Origin of the sequence: Pseudomonas sp. PA-4-8C, assembly GCF_021606625.1 — a bacterium.
Taxonomy (GTDB): Bacteria; Pseudomonadota; Gammaproteobacteria; order Pseudomonadales; family Pseudomonadaceae; genus Aquipseudomonas; species Aquipseudomonas lactis.
This window is the reverse complement of record NZ_WKCD01000083.1, coordinates 1-19920: the sequence shown is the minus strand read 5'-3', so window position 1 is coordinate 19920 and position 19920 is coordinate 1. Positions and strand designations below refer to the sequence as shown.

The following is a 19920-nucleotide window of genomic DNA, read 5'->3' as shown; positions in this document are numbered from 1 at the left end:
GTTTACTTGGCTTGCTCGACGGTTTTTCCGCCCCTTGGGACTTTCCCCCAGACGCCGCTTTACCACCGCTTTTGGCTTCGTTGAGCAACTGCTGCTTCAACTCGCGGCTCTTGCGCAGCTCGGCGTTTTTCGCCGCGGCGTCGCTTGGGCGGTAGGCTTCAGGGGCCTTGTCCTTGGCGGAAGAACGACGACCGGCCTTGGCAGGTGCTGGCTCGGCCGTGGTTTTCGCCGCGGCCGTTTTGCCTTTGGACGCAGGCGCTGTGGTTTCACCACGCTTTTTACGACCCGCTGGCTCAGCCGGTTTGTCAGGCATGCCGAAGTCGATCTTGCGCTCGTCCAGATCAACGCGCATGACCTGTACTTCAACGGTATCGCCCAAGCGGAAGCTGCGACCGGTGCGCTCGCCCGCCAGGCGGTGATGCACAGGGTCGAAGTGGTAGTAGTCACCCGGCAAAGCGGTGACGTGCACCAAGCCCTCGACATAGATGTCGGTCAGCTCGACGAACAGGCCAAAACCGGTCACGGCGGTGATCACACCCGGGAACGACTCGCCCACACGATCCTTCATGAACTCGCACTTGAGCCAGTTCACCACGTCGCGGGTGGCTTCGTCAGCGCGGCGCTCGCTCATGGAGCACTGCTCGCCCAGCTGTTCCAGGGCCGCTTCGTCGTACGGATAGATCCGTGCTTTCGGAATGGTCATGGCACCGGCGCGCTTGACGTGCGGGGTGTTCTGCTTGGAATGGATCACACTGCGGATCGCCCGGTGCGTGAGCAAGTCCGGGTAACGGCGAATCGGCGAAGTGAAGTGGGTGTACGCCTCGTAATTCAGGCCGAAGTGGCCCTGGTTATCGGCGCTGTACACCGCCTGGCTCAGCGAGCGCAGCATCACGGTCTGGATCACGTGGTAATCCGGACGGTCCTTGATGCTGGCCAGCAGGGCCTGGTAATCCTTCGGCGTCGGGCCGTCCTTGCCTTTGTGCAGGGACAGGCCGAGTTCGCCGAGGAAGGCGCGCAGTTTTTCCAGGCGCTCCGGCGGCGGGCCGTCGTGCACACGGTACAACGCAGGAATTTCGTGCTTCTTGAGGAACTCGGCAGTGGCCACGTTGGCCGCCAGCATGCACTCCTCGATCAGCTTGTGCGCGTCGTTGCGGGTGGTCGGGGTGATCGCCGCAATCTTGCGCTCGGAGCCGAAGACAATGCGGGTTTCCTGGGTTTCAAAGTCGATCGCGCCGCGGGTATGACGGGCACCCAGCAACACCTTGTACAGCGAGTACAGCTGCTTGAGGTGCGGCACCACGCCGGCGTACTCGGTACGCAGGGCCTTGGCCTCGCTGGTCTTCGGCGTTTCCAGGATGGTGCTGACCTTGTTGTAGGTCAGGCGTGCCTGGGAGTGGATCACTGCTTCGTAGAACTGGTAGTCGGTCATTTCGCCGGTTTTGGAGATGGTCATCTCGCACACCATGGCCAAACGGTCGACTTTCGGGTTCAGGGAGCACAGGCCGTTGGACAGCTGCTCGGGCAGCATCGGGATCACGCGCTCAGGGAAGTACACGGAGTTGCCGCGTACCTGGGCTTCGTTATCCAGGGCCGAACCGATTTTCACGTAGCTGGAAACGTCGGCAATCGCCACGTACAGCTTCCAGCCGCCGGAGAACAGGCGCAGCTTGCCAGGCTTGGCTTCGCAGTAGACCGCATCGTCGAAGTCGCGGGCATCTTCGCCGTCAATGGTGACGAACGGCAGATGGCGCAGGTCGATGCGTTTTTCTTTGTCTTTCTCTTCGACTTCCGGCTTGAGCTTGGCCGCTTCTTTGAGCACAGCCTCAGGCCAGACGTGAGGAATATCGTAGGTGCGCAAGGCCACGTCGATTTCCATGCCCGGCGCCATGTAGTTGCCGACCACTTCAACGATATCGCCCTGGGGTTGGAAGCGCGCAGTAGGCCAGTGGGTGATTTTCACCTCGACGAACTGGCCGACCTTGGCCGCGCCATTACGGCCCGGGGTAATCAGCACTTCCTGCTGCACCTTCGGGTTATCCGGCACCACGAAGCCGATGCCGCCTTCTTCGAAGTAACGGCCGACGATAGATTCGTGGGCACGGGACACCACTTCGACGATCACGCCTTCGCGGCGGCCACGGCGGTCCAGGCCAGAAACCCGCGCCAGGGCACGGTCGCCATCGAACACCAGGCGCATTTGCGCCGGGCTCATGAACAGGTCGTCGCTGCCGTCGTCCGGGATCAGGAAGCCGAAGCCATCACGGTGGCCGGCAATGCGACCCAGGATCAGGTCCAGCTTGTCGACCGGCGCGTAAGTGCCACGACGGGTGTAGATCAATTGAGCATCGCGCTCCATCGCACGCAGACGGCGGCGCAGGGCTTCGAGCTGGTCTTCGGTGGTCAGACCGAATTCTTCAACCAACTGCTCGCGGCTAGCAGGCGAACCACGATCGGCGAGGTGCGCCAGGATCAGTTCGCGGCTAGGAATAGGGTTTTCATATTTTTCCGCTTCACGAGCGGCCTCGGGATCGAGGGACTGCCAATCGGCCATTAGAGAGTTTTCACCTTGTCTATATGCGGGTTAGTTTGGCATACGCGTATTGAAACGGGAAATTTCAGGTATCAACAAGCGTTTAAAAGCTCTTTGCGACCCCCGGCGCGCACCTTGCACGACCACTGGCGAAATTTTCCAGGCTTTTTTCATGGCAGGGGTTTACAGCTCAAATATCGCTCCGTATAGTGCGCGCCATCGACGACGGCAACGTTGTTGATGCTGCCCAGGTGGTGAAATTGGTAGACACGCCAGCTTCAGGTGCTGGTGATCGCAAGGTCGTGGAAGTTCGAGTCTTCTCCTGGGCACCAAATTCAGATCAAACCCGCGAAAGCGGGTTTTTTCGTTTCCGGGGTTTGAAAACTTCCCGGTGATTGCCTCCCTCATCCGCACTTGAGAAGATTTATCGTTTATCCTTGCAATGATTTGTTGCACATAAGCGAGGAACACTTCGGATGATGATCCGTGACAACCGACTCAAGACATCCCTTCTGCGCGGCCTGACCCTCACCCTACTCAGCCTGACCCTGCTCTCGCCCGCCGCCCATTCTGCCGACAAGGTCTCCCTGACCTTATACAACGGCCAGCACAAAGAAGTCGGCGATGAACTCGCCAAGGCCTTCGAAGCCAAGACCGGCATCCACGTCAACGTGCGCAAAGGCAGCAGCAACCAGCTGGCCAGCCAGGTCGTCGAAGAAGGTGAGCGCTCCCCTGCCGACGTCATCTACACCGAAGAATCACCGCCTCTGAATAAACTCGGCGAGCAAGGCCTGTTGGCAAAAATCGATGCCAGCACCCTGGATGTGCTGCCCAAGGATTACGTGGGCAAAAACGGCGATTGGATGGGCGTGACCGCACGCACCCGCGTTGTGGCCTTCAACCCGAAACTGATTGCTGAAAAAGACCTGCCCAAGTCGGTACTGGATTTCGCCGGCCCCGAATGGCAAGGCAAGGTCGGTTTCGTGCCCACCAGCGGCGCGTTCCAGGAACAAGCCGTGGCGATCATCAAGCTGCACGGTCGCGAAGCCGCGGAAGAATGGCTGACCGGCCTGCGCGCCTTCGGCAAGGTGTACAGCAACAATATGGTCGCCCTCAAGGCCGTGGAAAACGGCGAAGTGGCCACCGTGCTGGTGAATAACTACTACTGGTTTGCCCTGAAAAAGGAAAAAACCAATCTGGATTCCCAGCTGCATTACTTCACCGATGGTGATGCCGGTGGCCTAATCACCGTGTCCTCCGCTGCCGCACTCAAATCCAGCAAGCATCCCAAAGAAGCCCAGCAACTGCTGGCATTCATGGCCAGCGAAGAAGGCCAGCGCGTGATCACCAACACGTCGGCCGAGTACCCGCTGCGCAAGGGCATGGAATCGAACCGCGGCCTCAAGCCATTTAGCGAGTTGCAGCCACCAAAGGTCACCCCCGCAGACCTGGGCAACGCCGAAGAAGCCCTGGAACTGGAACGTGACGTTGGCCTGAACTGATGAACCCATCGCTTTCCGTCGCGGGGTTCACCCCCCGTCGCAAACGCCCGTCGATCTGGCTGCTGCTGCCCGTGCTGTTGCTGGTTGGCCTGAGCCTGTTGCCGCTCGCCTATGTAGGGCTCAAAGCCTGGCAGGCGGGCTGGACGGAGGCGGTGCATCTACTGTGGCGGCCTTATGTGTTCGGGCTGCTGCGCAACACCCTGGCGCTGATGGTCGGCGTGACTCTGGCCTGCGGCGTGATCGGCCTGTCCCTGGCCTGGCTGCTGGAACGCAGTAACCTGCCAGGACGACGCATCTGGGGCGTGATCCTGTGCCTGCCGTTTGCGGTGCCGGCGTTTGTCAGCAGTTTTACCTGGGTGTCGTTGAGCGCCCAGTTTGAGGGGCTCGGCGGCGCGATCCTGGTGATGAGCCTGTCCAAATACCCGCTGGTGTTTCTACCGGTGGCGGCAACGCTGCGCAATCTTGACCCTTCCCTGGAAGAGTCGGCCCGCACGCTGGGGCTCAACCGCTGGGGCGTGTTCTTTCGCATCACACTCCCGCTGCTGTGGCCATCGCTGCTGGCTGGCTCACTATTGATCGCACTGCACATGCTGGTTGAATTCGGCGCGCTGTCGATCATCGGCTTGCAGACCTTCACCACTGCGATCTATCAGCAGTTCGAACTGGAATTCAGCAATGCCAATGCGGCGATGCTCTCGGCAGTGCTGCTGGTGATGTGCCTGACGCTGCTGTGGCTGGAGCTGCGCGTACGCGGCAAAGGCCGGCACGTGCGCATCGGCCAGGGCGCGGCGCGACACGCCGAGCAGGTTCGGCTGGGCAAGTGGGCGCCATTGGGCCAGGTGTATTGCCTGGCGCTGGCGATCATCGGCAGTGGTATCCCATTGGGTATGCTCGGGTATTGGCTGGCAGTCGGTTCGTCGGCAGCGTTTCCGATGGCCGAGATCGGTGAGGCGCTGCTGTCATCCCTGGCGCTCTCCCTGGGCGGCGCCGCACTGTGCCTGGTACTGGCAGTGCCGGTTGGGTTGCTGGTGGTGCGCTACAAAGGGCAACTGGCGATCTGGGCCGAACGTTTACCGTACTTACTGCATGCCCTGCCCGGCCTGGTGATTGCGCTGACCCTGGTGTATTTCGCCCTGCATTACGTGCCGGCGCTGTACCAGACCTCGGCGTTATTGCTGATTGCTTATGCGCTGCTGTTTTTGCCGTTGGCACAGGCGCCGATTCGTACAGCGCTGAACAAAGCGGCGCCGCAATTGGAAGAGGCTGCGCGCACATTAGGCGCATCGTCGTTCAGTGCGTTTTGCAGAGTCACCCTGCCGATCATATTCCCGGCATTGGGTGCGGCGTTTGCGTTGGTGTTCCTGGATGCGATGAAGGAACTGACGGCCACGCTGCTGCTCAGTCCGACCGGGTTGAATACCTTGGCAACGGCCGTCTGGGCGCATACCTCGAATGTGGAATTTGCGGCGGCGGCGCCGTATGCGGCGTTGTTAATTCTGGTGTCGGGGTTGCCGGTGTATCTGCTCACGACTCGGATGTATCTGAGTCGCTGAAACAGCTATCGCAGGCAAGCCAGCTCCCACAGTGACCGAGTTCCAACGTTGGAATGCAGTTGAATGTGGGAGCTGGCTTGCCTGCGATGAGGCCGGTCCAGACAACCTCACGCCCTGAACTGCCCCAAACTCGCCTTCAACTGCGCCGCCAACCCATCCAGCACCTTGCCACTGGCCGTCGTCTCCACCACCGCCTGCGCCGCACGTTCGGCCTGGGCGTGGATTACCTCGACGCGCCCACGCACCGCATGCGCGCCCTGGGCCTGATGCTCGGCCGCGCGTGTCGCCAGGCCGATGGCAGCATGCACCTGCTCCACAGAAGCCTGCACCGTCTGCTGAAGGCGCACGCTGTCGCGCAGCACCAGCAAGCCCTCATTGGCCTGGCGCCCCGCCTTGCCGATGGTTTCCACCGCCTCACGCGCGCCCTGCTGCAATGCCACGATATGCGCCTGGATATCGCCAGTGGAGCTTTGAGTCTTGCTGGCCAGCGCACGCACTTCATCGGCCACCACCGCAAAGCCGCGCCCAGTCTCGCCAGCCCGTGCCGCCTCGATGGCCGCGTTGAGGGCAAGCAGGTTGGTTTGCTCGGCGATGCCGTGGATCACGGTCAACACCACTTCGATCTGTTCGCTTTGCTGCGCCAGCCGTTCGATCACCTGGGAGCCGGCCTGCACCTGCCCTGCCAACGCCTCGATCAAGCTGCCGACTTCGGCTGAAGTCCGTGAGTTTTCATCCGTGGCCTGGCGAATATCCACCACTTGCTGCAAGGCCGCCTGCATGGCGTGGCTCTCGGCCTGGGCCTCGTCGGCCATTTGCGACAAGGCGCGCAAACTCTCGGCCACTTCATCACGCTGCAAACCCGCCGCCGCATCGGCGCCGGCATTGCGCAGCGTCATGGCGCCGATTTCCACGCCGGTACGCTGGGCCACGTCGCCCGCCTCCCGCACGATGGGCTGCAACTTATCCACAAAGCGATTGACCGCCGAGGCCATATCGCCGATTTCGTCCTTGCTGTTGATCTGCACGCGCTTGGTGAGGTCACCCTCACCTGCCGCCAGGTCATCCATCGCGGCAATCAGCAGCTTCAGGCGATTGACCACGCGCCGGCCCAGCACGATAGCGATCAGCAGCAATACGCCAAGCCCCACCAGTGCCAGGCCCATGCCGATGCGCCAGCGCAGGGTGCCCGCCGCTTCTTGCACGGCGGCCGCGGTGTTCGCCGTCATTTGCGTGGCAGTGGCTTGCGCCGATTGCAGCCGGGCGCCCATGGCGCTGGCACTGTCAGCTGCGGCGCCCTTGAGGCTATCGCCCACCAGTTGGTCACCGCTGGCGATCAACGCGGCAAAGCGCTTATCCAAGGCTTGCAGATCGGCTTCAACCGTCGCGGTCGACACGCCCATGCGCACCTTGCCGATCTCCACACCGTTGGGGCTGATAGAGGCTTCGACGTAATACACGGACGGGTCTGTCTTGGCCGCGTCCAGCACCTTATCCAGGGCACGCTCCCCTGCGCCCTTTGCCAGCAGGGCCTGGTTGATCGGGTTTTCGCGGTTCAGGTATCGGGTCAGGTGCTCGCCTGCGGCGTCGTCATACACCACGAACAGCACATTGGGGTTGCGCTGGGCCCGGCGCGCGAACTCCGACAGCGTAGGTACATCGCTGTCCCACATGGCGCGGGGCGCGACCGAGGCCAGCAGTTGCGCCATGTCATTGGCAGAGTCCTGCAGGTCTTTTTCCAACGTCGCACGCAATTGCTTTTGCTCTTCCTGCAAGCGCGTGGAAAGCCCGGCTGTCAGGCGCTGGCGCGTGCTGGCGGACAGGCTGTCCAGGCTGGACGTAACTTCCTTACCGGCCTGGGCCAGTTCGCCAGACAACTTCTGGCTATCAATGCCCAGGCGATTGCCCAAATCGGCTTCCAGCGCCGTCACCGTGCTCCGCGTCAGCGCGACGGCCACCAGCACTTGCACCAAAAGAGCGATACCAAGGGTAACGAACACCGGCCGCAATAGACGGCTTTGTAACAACGAGAGAACGGCAGACACTGGAAATCCCTCCACCACGGGTGCCACTAATTTGATAGCACCTCGAAAGAGGGAAACACAGCAAGGGTCGTGCCGCTTGCCAGGCAGAAACGACAAAGGGCTCCCTAAGGAGCCCTTTGCCTGTTACATCAACAGCTTATTACGCGAACGGGTGACGCAGAACGATGGTCTCGTTGCGGTCCGGGCCCGTCGAAATAATGTCGATCGGTGCGCCAATCAGCGCTTCGACGCGCTTGATGTAAGCACGAGCGTTGGCTGGCAGCTCTTCCAGGGTCTTGGCGCCCACGGTCGATTCAGTCCAGCCCGGCACTTCTTCGTACACAGGCTGCAGGCCCACGTAGCTGTCAGCGTCGGTCGGAGCAACGTCGTTACCTTCAGCATCTTTGTAGCCGGTGCAGATGTTGATGGTTTCCAGGCCGTCGAGTACGTCCAGCTTGGTCAGGCAGATGCCCGAGATGCTGTTCACATCGATAGCGCGACGCAGGATAACGGCATCGAACCAGCCGCAACGACGAGCACGGCCAGTGGTGGCGCCGAATTCGTGACCTTGCTTGGCCAGGTGCGCACCGACGTCGTCGAACAGCTCAGTCGGGAACGGGCCCGAACCTACGCGAGTGGTGTAGGCCTTGGTGATGCCCAGGATGTAATCCAGGAACATCGGGCCAACGCCAGAACCGGTCGCAACGCCGCCAGCGGTGGTATTGGAGCTGGTCACGTACGGGTAGGTACCGTGGTCGATGTCCAGCAACGAACCCTGGGCACCTTCGAACATGATGTCTTTGCCAGCGCGACGCAGGTCGTGCAGCTCGGCCGTCACGTCGAGCATCAGCGGCTTGAGCAGCTCAGCGTATTCCTTGCACTCGGCCAGGGTCTTTTCAAACTCGATGGCCGGTTCTTTGTAGTAACCCACTAGCATGAAGTTGTGGTAATCCACCAGTTCACGCAGTTTGTCTTCAAAGCGCGGCATGTTGAGCAGGTCGCCCACACGCAGGCCACGACGTGCGACCTTGTCTTCGTAGGCCGGGCCGATGCCGCGACCGGTGGTGCCGATCTTCAGCTCGCCACGCGCCTTTTCACGGGCCTGGTCCAGCGCAACGTGGAAGGACAAGATCAGCGGGCAGGACGGGCTGATACGCAGGCGCTCGCGCACCGGTACGCCTTTCTCTTCCAGCTTGGTGATCTCGCGCAGCAGGGCGTCAGGTGCGACCACCACGCCGTTGCCGATCAGGCACTGCACGCCTTCGCGCAGGACACCCGACGGGATCAGGTGCAAGACGGTTTTTTCGCCATCGATGACCAGGGTGTGGCCAGCATTGTGGCCACCTTGGTAGCGCACTACGGCGGCAGCATGTTCGGTCAGCAGATCAACGATCTTGCCTTTGCCCTCATCACCCCATTGGGTGCCCAGGACTACGACATTCTTACCCATAACACTTGTCCTCATTCGCGCAAACTTGGTGCCGGCGATGGCCGGCAGGAAAACTCAAGAAGCCAGTGGCGATACTTGCCAAAGCCCGTTCTGCTGAATCAATTGCCGGTCGCAGTCCGCTTCACGGGCGGCGGCCAATGGCTGCCCAGGCAAGGCCTGGACTACACGCTGACCCTCACGGCGTAACTGGCAAACCTGCTGCCAGAGCGCTGCGTCCGTACTGTCGGGCATCCAGATGCCACCAGACGGCAGCTCGACCTCAGCACGCCCCAGGGTCACCAGGGTTTTCAAATCGGTGGAAAAACCAGTGGCCGGACGCGCACGACCGAAGTCGGCGCCGATATCGTCATAGCGACCACCTTGGGCGATGGCCTGGCCAACACCCGGGACGAACACCGCGAACACCACACCGGTGTGGTAGTGATAGCCGCGCAATTCACCCAGATCAAAATACAGCGGCAGCTCCGGGAACCGTGCCGACAAGCGCTCGGCAATCGCCAGCACATCATCCAGCGCCGCCAATACCGGTGCCGGCGCATTGGCCAGTCGCTCACGCGCAGCCACCAGCACTTCACGGCCGCCGCACAGGTCTACGAGCGCGCGCAGCATGCCAGCCAGCTCAGCAGGCACACCCTCGGTGAGGGCGATCACTTCATCGATCGCCTTGCGCTGCAGGGCATCGAACAACTGTTGCTCCACTTCACCGGACAACCCGGCGGCGCGCGCCAGGCCACGGTAGATACCGACGTGGCCCAGGTCCATGTGCACATCCGGCACATCCGCCAGTTGCAGCATGGCCAGCATCAGGCTGATCACTTCAACATCGCTGCTCGGGCTGGCGTCACCGTACAACTCGGCGCCCAACTGGATCGGGCTACGGGAAGACGACAACGCACGTGGCTGGGCATGCAGTACGCTGCCGGCGTAGCACAGGCGGCTCGGGCCTTCGCGACGCAGGGTGTGCGCATCGATGCGCGCCACTTGCGGCGTGATGTCGGCACGGAACCCCATTTGCCGGCCCGATTGCGGGTCGATGACCTTGAAGGTGCGCAGATCCAGGTCCTGGCCCGCGCCAGTCAGCAGGGATTCCAGGTACTCGATATGGGGAGTCACGACAAACTCGTAACCCCAGCTCTGGAACAGATCCAACACCTGACGACGCGCTACTTCAATGCGCGCAGCTTCTGGTGGCAGTACTTCTTCGATGCCATCTGGCAGCAGCCAGCGGTCTACCGTTGCCATTACGCCATTCCCCTTTGATCCGGGCGGCCAGCCCTCGGCCGAGCCTTGAGTGAAGCAGAAAATACCCGGCTCTTGCATAAACCACGCGCAAGAGCGACGTGACGAACGGCCTGCAAACGGCCTCGTCGGGCACTTTCCTCGAAAAACCTGTCACGCCTGCCGAATCAAACATGCAGACGCAAAAAAGCCGGGAATTTCCCGGCTGCCGCATCATACACCCGTTTTCTGAAAGGATCACCCCGCCAGGCATTTTAGCCGCCCGACGGAGTGCGCCTTACAGAATCACGGGCTGGTTACTTGGACTTTTCCAGGTAGCGGAAGAAGTCGCTGCTTGGGTCCAGCACCAGTACGTCGGTTTTGTTCGCGAAGCTTTCACGGTAGGCGCGCAGGCTACGGTAGAACGCGTAGAACTCCTGGTCCTGGCCGTAGGCCTTGGCGTAGATCGCCGCGGCTTGAGCATCGCCATCACCACGCGCCTCTTCAGACTCGCGGTAGGCTTCTGCCAGCAGTACACGACGCTGACGGTCGGCATCGGCACGGATACCTTCAGCCAACTCGTTACCCTTGGCGCGGTGCTCACGCGCTTCACGCTCACGCTCGGTGCTCATACGCTCGAACACGCTGCGGTTCACTTCCTTGGGCAGGTCAATGGCCTTGACGCGAACGTCGACCACTTCAATACCCAGCTCTTTTTCCGCCATGGTGTTCAGCGAGCGAGTGATATCTGCCATCAGCGCATCACGTTCACCGGATACCACCTCGTGCAGGGTGCGTTTACCAAACTGGTCACGCAGGCCCGATTCCAGACGACGGGACAAACGCTCGTCGGCAATCTGCTTGAGGCCGGAAGTCGCGGTGTAGAAGCGCTCGGCATCCTTGACGCGCCACTTGGCGTAGGCGTCAACCATCACGGCTTTCTTTTCCAGGGTCAGGAAGCGCTGTGTCGGTGCATCCAGGGTCATCAGGCGGGCGTCGAACTTGCGCACCTGGTTGACGTAGGGGACTTTCACATGCAGGCCCGGCTGGACATCCGCCTGGACCACGCGACCGAATTGCAGCAGCACCGCACGCTCGGTCTGAGCGACGATGTAGAAGCAGTTCCAGGCAGCGATGACCACGACGACGCCCACAATCAGGGCGGTCAGCGATTTATTGCTCATCAACGGCTCTCCCTGGTACGTGTTTGCTGTTGCAGCAAGTCAGCGGCCGCACGGGCGCTCGCTTCGTTGGCAGCGGCATTCGAACCGGTGGACGGTGCACTGGCGCCGCTACGACCACCTTCGATCATCTTGTCCAGCGGCAGGTACAGCAGGTTGTTCTGCCCACCTTTGCTGCCGGTCACGAGAACCTTGCTGGTGTTGCTGAAGACTTCCTGCATGGTGTCCAGGTACAGACGCTCGCGGGTCACTTCAGGTGCCTTGCGGTACTCGGCGACCAGCTTGGTGAAACGATCTGCCTCACCCTTGGCGCGGGAGACCACTTCATCGCGGTAACCGTTGGCATCTTCAAGGATGCGCTGGGCCTGACCACGGGCTTCCGGCACAACGCCGTTGGCATAGGTTTCAGCCTGGTTGCGCGAACGCTGCTCGTCTTCACGGGCACGGATTACGTCGTCAAAGGCTTCCTGCACTTCACGCGGTGCCGCTGCGCTCTGTACGTTCACCTGGGTAACGGTGATACCGGTACGGTAAGTGTCGAGGAAGCGTTGCAGACGCTCCTTGATTTCGCTCGCCATCAACTCACGACCTTCGGTGAGCACCTGGTCCATGGCGGTGGAACCCACCACGTGGCGCAGGGCACTTTCAGTTGCGTGTTGCAGGCTGATTTCCGGCTGATCAACGTTCAGCACGAAGTCTTGCAGGTTGCTGATCTTGTACTGCACGGTCAGCGGCACTTCGACGATGTTCTCGTCTTCGGTCAGCATCTGGCCCTGCTTGGTGTACGCACGCTCACGCGTCACGTTCTCCATGTACTTCTTGTCGATCGGCGGGAAATAGATATTCAGGCCCGGGCCGACAGTCTCGTAGTACTTGCCGAAGCGCAGCACCACGGCTTGCTCCTGCTCGTCTACCACGTACACGGCGCTGTAGAGCCATACGGCCGCCAGCACGACAAGACCCAGGCCCAGCAGGCCATAGCCACCGCCCTTGCTTGTGCGACCGCCGTCGTCACCACCACGTTTTTTCCCACCACCGAACAACCCATTCAGGCTTTCCTGCAGCTTTCGGAAGGCCTCGTCGAGATCCGGTGGCCCCTTGCGGTCGCCATTATTGCGGCGCTTACCACCCCAAGGATCCTGATTATTCGAGTTGCCACCCGGCTCATTCCAAGCCATAGCGCTCTCCATCTGATAAAGCAAAGACGCACCCACGGCGCGCCGACCAATGCTACAGAATGCCTGCTACTGCGGCACAACCGCTTTCTCAGGCTTTTATTGCAAAGTGTGTTGTTCGATGAACTCTGCCGGTACAACACCCTCTCGACTGACCAGCCGATTGAGTTCCGAGCGTGGCAATCGAACAGCCAGCAAGCTGACACCTTCTTCGTCGTGCTCTTCTTTCTGTACCGCGCCCAGCTCGAAAAACTGTGCACGCAGTCGAGCAAAACGCTGCGGCAAGCGCAAGGTGCCGACGAACAAATCGCTGCCGAGCAATTCGGCAATGGCTTGTTCCAACAGCTCCAGACCGCTGCCATCTCGCGCCGACAGCCAGACCCGCTGGGGCTTGCCATTCTCGTCGCGCTGGATCTGTGGCTCAACGCCTTCAAGCAAATCGAGTTTGTTATAGACCTCGAGGATCGGCAAGTCCTGGGCACCAATCTCGCCCAGTACCACCATCACCTGTTCAATCTGCAACATGCGATCCGGTTCGGCCGCATCGATCACGTGCAAGAGCAGGTCGGAATTGCTCGACTCTTCGAGCGTAGACCGAAATGCCTCCACCAGCTTGTGGGGCAGGTGACGAATGAAACCCACGGTATCGGCCAGCACAATCGGCCCCAGGTCGTCGATGTCCAGACGCCGCAGGGTTGGGTCGAGGGTGGCGAACAGTTGGTCTGCCGCGTACACGTCCGATTTAGTCACGTTATTGAACAGCGTGGATTTGCCGGCGTTGGTGTAGCCCACCAACGACACCGTAGGGATATCCGCACGGGAGCGGCCACGTCGCGACTGTTCACGCTGGCTGCGTACTTTTTCCAGGCGGCCCTTGATCTGGCGCAGGCGAACCCGCAGCAGACGCCGGTCGGTTTCCAACTGGGTTTCACCCGGGCCACGCATGCCGATACCGCCACCCTGACGCTCAAGGTGAGTCCAGCCGCGAACCAGGCGCGTGCTCATGTGGTCAAGCTGGGCCAGTTCAACCTGGAGCTTGCCTTCATGGGTGCGGGCGCGCTGGGCGAAAATATCGAGAATCAGGCCGGTACGGTCGATCACGCGACACTCGAAAACACGTTCGAGGTTACGTTCCTGACTGGGCGTGAGGGTGTGATTGAAGATCACCAGATCGGCTTCTTCGGCATGAACCAGGTCGCGCAGTTCCTCGACCTTGCCGCTGCCAATCAGGTATTTGGCGGTTGGCCGATGACGCGGTACGTTAAAAAACGCAACGGTCTCGGCGCCGGCCGAATTTGCCAACTCCTGAAACTCCTGCGGATCTTCGCGCGCCTCAGGGTCCTGTCCATCCAAGTGAACGAGGATTACTCGCTCACCACCACCGTGGCGCTCAAAGAACAAAGGAGACTCCTATCAGGCGTTACCTGGCTCAGCGTCACCCTGTTCATCACCTGCTGCGCTAGGCAGACGGATTGGACGAACTGGAACGACTGTCGAGATAGCGTGCTTGTAAACCATCTGGCTGACGGTGTTTTTCAGCAGGATAACGAATTGGTCGAACGACTCGATCGTACCTTGCAGTTTGATGCCGTTGACCAGATAGATGGAAACCCCAACTTTCTCTTTACGTAAAGTATTCAAGTAAGGGTCTTGTAGCGAATGCCCTTTTGACATGTGCCGCACTCCTTTAAGGATCAATAATAAAAAATCGGAAAATAGATAGCTTATGGCCGTCACACCCCCAAGGATAGACGGCAATTGCAAGGACTCAGCTCAATATGGAGACCGTTCCCAAGTATTTCAAGGCGCGTGACAGATTGTCGCTGTCCAGGCTGTCCAACCAGTGCAAATCGCTCCAGCTGCGCAGCCAGGTGAACTGGCGCTTCGCCAATTGGCGCGTGGCAATAATGCCGCGCTCCTGCATTTCGGCTGACGTCAGCTTGCCATCCAGATGATCCCAGACTTGGCGGTAGCCTACAGCACGTATCGAAGGCAGCCCTGCATGCAGGTCACCTCTTGAACGCAATGCTACGACCTCGTCCACAAACCCCTGTTCCAACATTAATGTGAATCTTTGTGCAATTCGTTCATGCAACACCTGGCGGTTTGCCGGAGCAATGGCCAGATTCGCCACAGTATAGGGCAATTGTGACTGTCCAGATGCGCCTGCGTCAGCACTTTGCGCACTTTGTTTCAGCCGATGTTCAGTCATGGTCTGGCCACTGACACGCCAGACTTCCAGCGCGCGGGTGAGCCGCTGGGGGTCATTGGGGTGAATACGTGCCGCAGACACCGGGTCTACCGCCGCCAACTGGTCGTGCAGGGCTTGCCAGCCAAGGCGCGCAGCCTCTTCTTCCAGTTCGGCGCGCACCTGGGCATCGGCAGGCGGCATATCGGCCAGGCCTTCCTGCAACGCCTTGTAATAGAGCATGGTGCCCCCCACCAGCAGCGGGATATTGCCGCGCGCGGTGATCTCGGCCATGGCTGCCAGGGCGTCGGTGCGAAAATCCGCCGCCGAATAGCTCTGCGCCGGGTCGATGATGTCGATCAACTGGTGCGGATATTGGGCCAATAGCGCTTTCGACGGCTTGGCGGTGCCGATATCCATGTCCCGGTAAACCAGGGCAGAGTCGACACTGATCAGCTCGCAAGGCAGCACCTTGGTCAGCTCGATGGCCAGGTCGGTCTTGCCGGCGGCCGTGGGGCCCATCAGGAAGATGGCGGGGGGCAAGGCGCTCATCAACGGCCGCGCAAGAACAGTTTGTCCAGATCGTCCAGGCCCATCTGGGTCCAGGTCGGTCGGCCATGGTTGCATTGGCCACTGCGCTCGGTGTTTTCCATGTCGCGCAGCAGGCCGTTCATTTCCGGCAGTGCCAGGCGGCGATTGGCGCGAATGGCGCCGTGGCAGGCCATGGTGCCAAGCAATTCGTTGATATGCGCCTGGATACGGTCGCTGGTGCCGTATTCCATCAGGTCTGCCAGCACGTCGGCCACCAGGCGGTTGGCCTCGGCCTGCTTGAGCAGCGCGGGAATCTGGCGGATCGCCAGGGTTTCCGGGCCCAGGCGTTGCAGCTCGAAGCCCAGTTTCTGGAACACGCTGTGATGTTCTTCTGCGCAGTCGGCTTCACGCTGGCTCACCGCCAGGGATTCAGGCACCAGCAGCGGCTGGCCGCTGAGGCCTTCGCTGGCCATGGCGATCTTCAGGCGCTCGTACATGATCCGCTCATGGGCGGCGTGCATGTCCACCAGCACCAGGCCATGGGCGTTTTCGGCAAGGATATAAATGCCTTTGAGCTGCGCCAGCGCATAGCCCAGCGGCGGAATATCACCACCGCCTTCGGGCAACGCCACAGCAGCACCCGGCTCGGCACCCGGCAGCGGCGCAAAAAACTCACGGTACGCCGCCTGGGCTTCGGCCACCGGCACCGTCGATTGCGGGCGCGGCGTGTACTGATACTGATAACCCGCACCGGCACCCGAATTTGGCGCCGTGTAGGCTGGCTGCGCCTGTGGCGATTGCAGCAGGTTGGCCGCCAGGCTCATCTCACCCTGGGGGCCGAACTCGCCGGCTTCCGGACCGCTTGGCCGTACCACCGCTGTGACAATCGGCGCGGACAACTGATCATCCGGACGCACGTCGCCCAGGGCGCGGTGCAGCGTGCCATAGAGGAAGTCATGCACCATGCGCCCGTCACGGAAGCGCACCTCGTGTTTGGTCGGGTGCACGTTGACGTCGACCACCGAAGGGTCAACCTCAAAGAACAGCACAAAGGTGGGGTGGCGCCCGTTGAACAGCACATCGCGATAAGCCTGGCGCACCGCGTGGGCCACCAGTTTGTCGCGTACTGCCCGGCCGTTCACAAAGAAATACTGCAAGTCGGCCTGGCTGCGGGAGAACGTCGGCAACCCGACCCAGCCCCACAGCCTCAGGCCATTGCGCTCGATCTCAATCGGCAGCGCCTGCTCCAGGAAGCCGCTGCCACACACCGCCGCCACCCGCCGAGCACGGGCGGCGTCGTCGTTGGCTTCGTGCAGGCTAAGGATGGTCTTGCCATTGTGGCGCAGGTGAAAGGCCACATCGAAACGCGCCAACGCAAGGCGTTTGATGACTTCTTGCAGGTGATCGAATTCGGTTTTCTCGGCCTTGAGGAACTTGCGCCGCGCCGGGGTATTGAAGAACAGGTCGCGCACTTCCACCGAGGTGCCCACCGGATGGGCCGCCGGCTGGACCCGAGGCGCCATGTCGCGGCCTTCGGTTTCCACTTGCCAGGCTTGCTCGGCGCTGCGGGTGCGGGAGGTCAGGGTCAGGCGGGCCACGGAGCTGATGGAGGCCAGGGCCTCACCACGAAAGCCCAGGCTCATGACCCGCTCCAGGTCTTCCAGGTCGCGGATCTTGCTGGTGGCGTGACGAGCCAGGGCCAGGGGCAGGTCATCCGAAGAGATACCGCTGCCATCGTCACGTACCCGCAGCAGCTTGACGCCGCCCTGCTCCACATCGACATCGATGCGTTTGGCACCGGAGTCGATGCTGTTTTCCAGCAACTCCTTGATCACCGACGCCGGGCGCTCAACCACCTCACCCGCGGCGATCTGGTTGGCAAGGCGCGGGCTGAGCAATTCAATGCGCGAGCCGCTGTTCAAGGTGGATTCGCTCATCACTGTGCCGCCAATTCAGTGCCGGGAATGGTCAACACCTGGCCGATCTTCAACTCATCGGTTTTCAGGTTATTGGCGCTGCGCAAGGCTGCAGGCGTGACCTGGAAACGCACGGCCAGCATGGCAACGGTATCACCGGGTTGCACACGATGGTCACGCGGGCCCTGGGCGATTTTGCCGGAGTCGCGCAGCCAGGCGATATAAGTGCCCGGCGGCGGGTTCTGCTGGAAGAACTGGCGCACACCGGCGCTGATCGAGCGCGCCAACGCTTGCTGGTGGCTGGCGCTGGCCAGTTTCGACGCTTCGTTGGCGTTGGAGATAAACCCGGTTTCCACCAGGATCGACGGGATATCCGGCGATTTCAACACCATGAACCCGGCTTGTTCCACGCGCTGTTTGTGCAGCGAGGTCACACGGCCGATATTGCTCAGGACTTTCTGGCCCACGTTGAGGCTGGAGGTCAACGAGGCGGTCATCGACAGGTCGAGCAGTACGCCTGCGAGCATCTTGTCCTTGTCATCAAGGGACACGTTGCCGGCCCCGCCGATCAAGTCGGAACGGTTTTCGCTGTCGGCCAGCCAGCGTGCGGTCTCGGAGGTAGCGCCGCGATCCGACAGGGCAAATACCGAGGCGCCAAAGGCAGCGGTTGAAGGCGCGGCGTCGGCGTGAATGGACACGAACAGGTCCGCGCCCTTCTTACGGGCAATTTCGGTACGGCCACGCAACGGAATGAAGTAGTCACCGGTGCGGGTCAGTTCGGCGCGGTAGCCTTTCATACCGTTGACCTGGCGCTGCAGCTCACGGGCGATGGCGAGCACCACGTCTTTCTCGTGCTGGCCGCGTGAGCCGGAAGCCCCCGGATCTTCGCCACCGTGGCCGGCGTCGATCACCACGATGATGTCGCGCTTGCCCGCCGGGGCGGGCGGCGGCGGTGGCAGCTTGACCTGGGGTTGCGAAGGGTTGACTGGCACCGCAGGCACCGTCGCCACGCTCGGCGTTGGCGCAGGCGGCGGTGCGGCGTCGGCGGGGTTGTCGAACAGGTCGACCACCAGGCGGTTGCCATACTGGGCGTTGGGGGCCAGGGAGAAGCTTTTGGGGGTCACGGCCTTTTTCAGGTCGATGACCACACGCAGGTCGGTCGGCGTACGCTGGGCCGAGCGCATGGCGGTAATGGGCGTGTTGGCGGTGGAGACTTTCAGCGGCGCGGCCAGGCTGGCACCGTTGATGTCGATCACCAGGCGATCAGGCGCCGTCAAGGTAAAGACGCTGTGCTGGACCGGGCCAGACAGGTCGAACACCAGTCGCGTATTATCCGGCGCTCGCCACAGGCGAACACTTTTCACCTGTGAAGCAGCCAGAGCATTGACAGTCATTGCCGCAAGCAACACCCCCACGACAGCAACCAACGCGCGAAAGCGCATACCTAACCCCACCAATTATTTGAATTCCAATGCCAGAGCAGCACACCACGACTCAGCGCGTGGGCTCTGGGGCAACAACTTCAGCTGACGTCCGTGCTCATGCGGCGTAATGGTAATGGTCAGGTCCGGCTTTGGCAAAAAGCCTGTGCCTTTATTTGGCCACTCGATCAGGCACAGCGCATCATCGTCGAAGTAATCACGGATGCCCATGAACTCCAGCTCTTCCGGATCGACCAGGCGATAGAGGTCGAAGTGGAAGGCTCGCACGTCGCCGATCTCGTAGGGCTCGACCAACGTGAAGGTCGGGCTTTTTACCGCGCCGGTATGGCCAAGGCCACGAATAATCCCACGGGACAGTGTGGTTTTACCTGCGCCCAGGTCGCCCTCGAGAAAGATCAACCCGGCCCCTTGCGTGACCTGCGAAATACGCTGACCCAACACGACCATGGCCTCTTCATTTGCCAGGAAAAGAATTACTTCAGGCACGGCGACTGCTCCTCCAGCAATTGACGAATGGCGGGGATCAGGTCGCTGGCAGCCAAGCCGCGACCAAAACTGCCCTGGCGGTCTCCGGCGGTCGCGTGCAACCACACGGCCAGGCAGCTCGCTTCGTACGCGGGCATACCCTGAGCCAATAGTGCCCCGACCAGGCCGGCCAGCACATCGCCGAGCCCCGCTGTTGCCATCGCCGGATGGCCTTGATCACACCGCGACACGCGCCCATCCGGGCTGGCAATCAAACTGCCAGCACCCTTGAGGATAGCCACAGCATTGAATTTCTGGCTCAACGCGCGCGCCACCTTAAGGCGATCTGCCTGAACCTCGGCTGTCGATAGCCCCAACAAACGCGCAGCTTCGCCCGGATGAGGGGTAATCACACAGTGGGCCGGCAGCTCCACGCTGCCAGTGGCCAGCTGATTGAGCGCATCGGCATCCCATACCTGCGGCAGGTTGGCATTGGCCGCGACCGACAAGAGGCTTTTGCCCCAGGCGGCATCGCCCAGGCCTGGGCCAATGACGATCACCGAGATTTTTTCCAGCAGGCCCATCAACTGGTTGGCCGAGCTCACGCCGACGGCCATGACCTCCGGCAGCCGAGCCAGAGCGGCCGGCACATGTTCCGGCCGCGTCGCCAGCGAGACCATGCCGGCGCCGCTGCGCAGGGCACTTTCGCTGCTCAGCAGCGCCGCGCCGCCAAAGCCACAGTCACCAC

General features: G+C 61.3%; 15 protein-coding genes and 1 tRNA gene. 3 read left to right on the top strand and 13 right to left on the bottom strand.

The genetic code is table 11. The annotated features are described in order from the left end of the window. Positions 1-2551, bottom strand: a 2551-nt coding sequence (rnr, locus tag GIW04_RS14885; RefSeq protein ID WP_236479029.1) for a ribonuclease R, incomplete at its 3' end; no start/stop codon positions are given. Positions 2552-2775: 224 nt separating this feature from the next. On the opposite strand from rnr, the gene GIW04_RS14880 reads away from it, so the two are divergent. From GIW04_RS14880 to GIW04_RS14870, 3 genes are all read left to right on the top strand, one after another. Further along, positions 2776-2862 (top strand) — tRNA-Leu (locus GIW04_RS14880). A gap of 144 nt (positions 2863-3006) precedes the next feature. Next, positions 3007-4032: an extracellular solute-binding protein gene (locus GIW04_RS14875; RefSeq protein WP_003188071.1), complete on the top strand. Its 1026-nt coding sequence runs from the start codon at positions 3007-3009 to the stop codon at positions 4030-4032. Beyond that, positions 4032-5585 carry an ABC transporter permease gene (locus GIW04_RS14870; protein WP_034134757.1) on the top strand — a complete coding sequence of 518 codons (1554 nt, stop codon included), beginning with the start codon at positions 4032-4034 and terminating at the stop codon, positions 5583-5585. Before GIW04_RS14875 ends, GIW04_RS14870 begins: the two co-directional genes overlap by 1 nt. Positions 5586-5692: 107 nt before the next feature. Here the strand turns inward: GIW04_RS14870 and GIW04_RS14865 are convergent, their stop codons facing one another. From GIW04_RS14865 to GIW04_RS14810, 12 genes are all read right to left on the bottom strand, one after another. Then, positions 5693-7627 (bottom strand): methyl-accepting chemotaxis protein, encoded by a 1935-nt coding sequence (locus GIW04_RS14865; protein ID WP_034134756.1) that lies wholly within the window; start codon positions 7625-7627, stop codon positions 5693-5695. Between the two features lie 139 nt (positions 7628-7766). Continuing rightward, positions 7767-9056, bottom strand: a complete 1290-nt coding sequence (locus GIW04_RS14860) for an adenylosuccinate synthase (RefSeq protein WP_003188067.1) — start codon at positions 9054-9056, stop codon at positions 7767-7769. Between the two features lie 54 nt (positions 9057-9110). Further along, positions 9111-10298, bottom strand: a complete 1188-nt coding sequence (locus GIW04_RS14855) for an ATP phosphoribosyltransferase regulatory subunit (RefSeq protein ID WP_003188066.1) — start codon at positions 10296-10298, stop codon at positions 9111-9113. A 293-nt stretch (positions 10299-10591) separates the two neighbouring features. After that, the gene (gene hflC / locus GIW04_RS14850) at positions 10592-11458 is read right to left on the bottom strand and encodes a protease modulator HflC (protein ID WP_003188064.1); all 867 of its coding nucleotides are present in this window, start codon (positions 11456-11458) and stop codon (positions 10592-10594) included. Then, entirely contained in the window at positions 11458-12633 is a 1176-nt protein-coding gene (hflK, locus tag GIW04_RS14845) for an FtsH protease activity modulator HflK (RefSeq protein WP_003188062.1), read from the bottom strand. Before hflK ends, hflC begins: the two co-directional genes overlap by 1 nt. Before the next feature lie 96 nt (positions 12634-12729). Continuing rightward, positions 12730-14031 carry a ribosome rescue GTPase HflX gene (gene hflX / locus GIW04_RS14840; RefSeq protein ID WP_003188061.1) on the bottom strand — a complete coding sequence of 434 codons (1302 nt, stop codon included), beginning with the start codon at positions 14029-14031 and terminating at the stop codon, positions 12730-12732. Between the two features lie 12 nt (positions 14032-14043). Then, positions 14044-14304 (bottom strand): RNA chaperone Hfq, encoded by a 261-nt coding sequence (gene hfq / locus GIW04_RS14835; protein WP_003188059.1) that lies wholly within the window; start codon positions 14302-14304, stop codon positions 14044-14046. A gap of 94 nt (positions 14305-14398) precedes the next feature. Continuing rightward, the gene (gene miaA, locus GIW04_RS14830) at positions 14399-15370 is read right to left on the bottom strand and encodes a tRNA (adenosine(37)-N6)-dimethylallyltransferase MiaA (protein WP_003188057.1); all 972 of its coding nucleotides are present in this window, start codon (positions 15368-15370) and stop codon (positions 14399-14401) included. Then, on the bottom strand, positions 15370-17286 hold the full coding sequence (gene mutL / locus GIW04_RS14825; RefSeq protein ID WP_032893843.1) for a DNA mismatch repair endonuclease MutL: 1917 nt from the start codon (positions 17284-17286) through the stop codon (positions 15370-15372). The genes miaA and mutL overlap by 1 nt, the downstream gene beginning before the upstream one ends. Then, positions 17286-18707 (bottom strand): N-acetylmuramoyl-L-alanine amidase, encoded by a 1422-nt coding sequence (locus GIW04_RS14820; RefSeq protein WP_032878208.1) that lies wholly within the window; start codon positions 18705-18707, stop codon positions 17286-17288. The genes mutL and GIW04_RS14820 overlap by 1 nt, the downstream gene beginning before the upstream one ends. A 15-nt stretch (positions 18708-18722) precedes the next feature. After that, positions 18723-19193: a tRNA (adenosine(37)-N6)-threonylcarbamoyltransferase complex ATPase subunit type 1 TsaE gene (gene tsaE, locus GIW04_RS14815; RefSeq protein ID WP_003188052.1), complete on the bottom strand. Its 471-nt coding sequence runs from the start codon at positions 19191-19193 to the stop codon at positions 18723-18725. Beyond that, on the bottom strand, positions 19181-19920 hold a 740-nt coding region (locus GIW04_RS14810; RefSeq protein WP_236479028.1), incomplete at its 5' end, for an NAD(P)H-hydrate dehydratase. The genes GIW04_RS14810 and tsaE, both read right to left, overlap by 13 nt.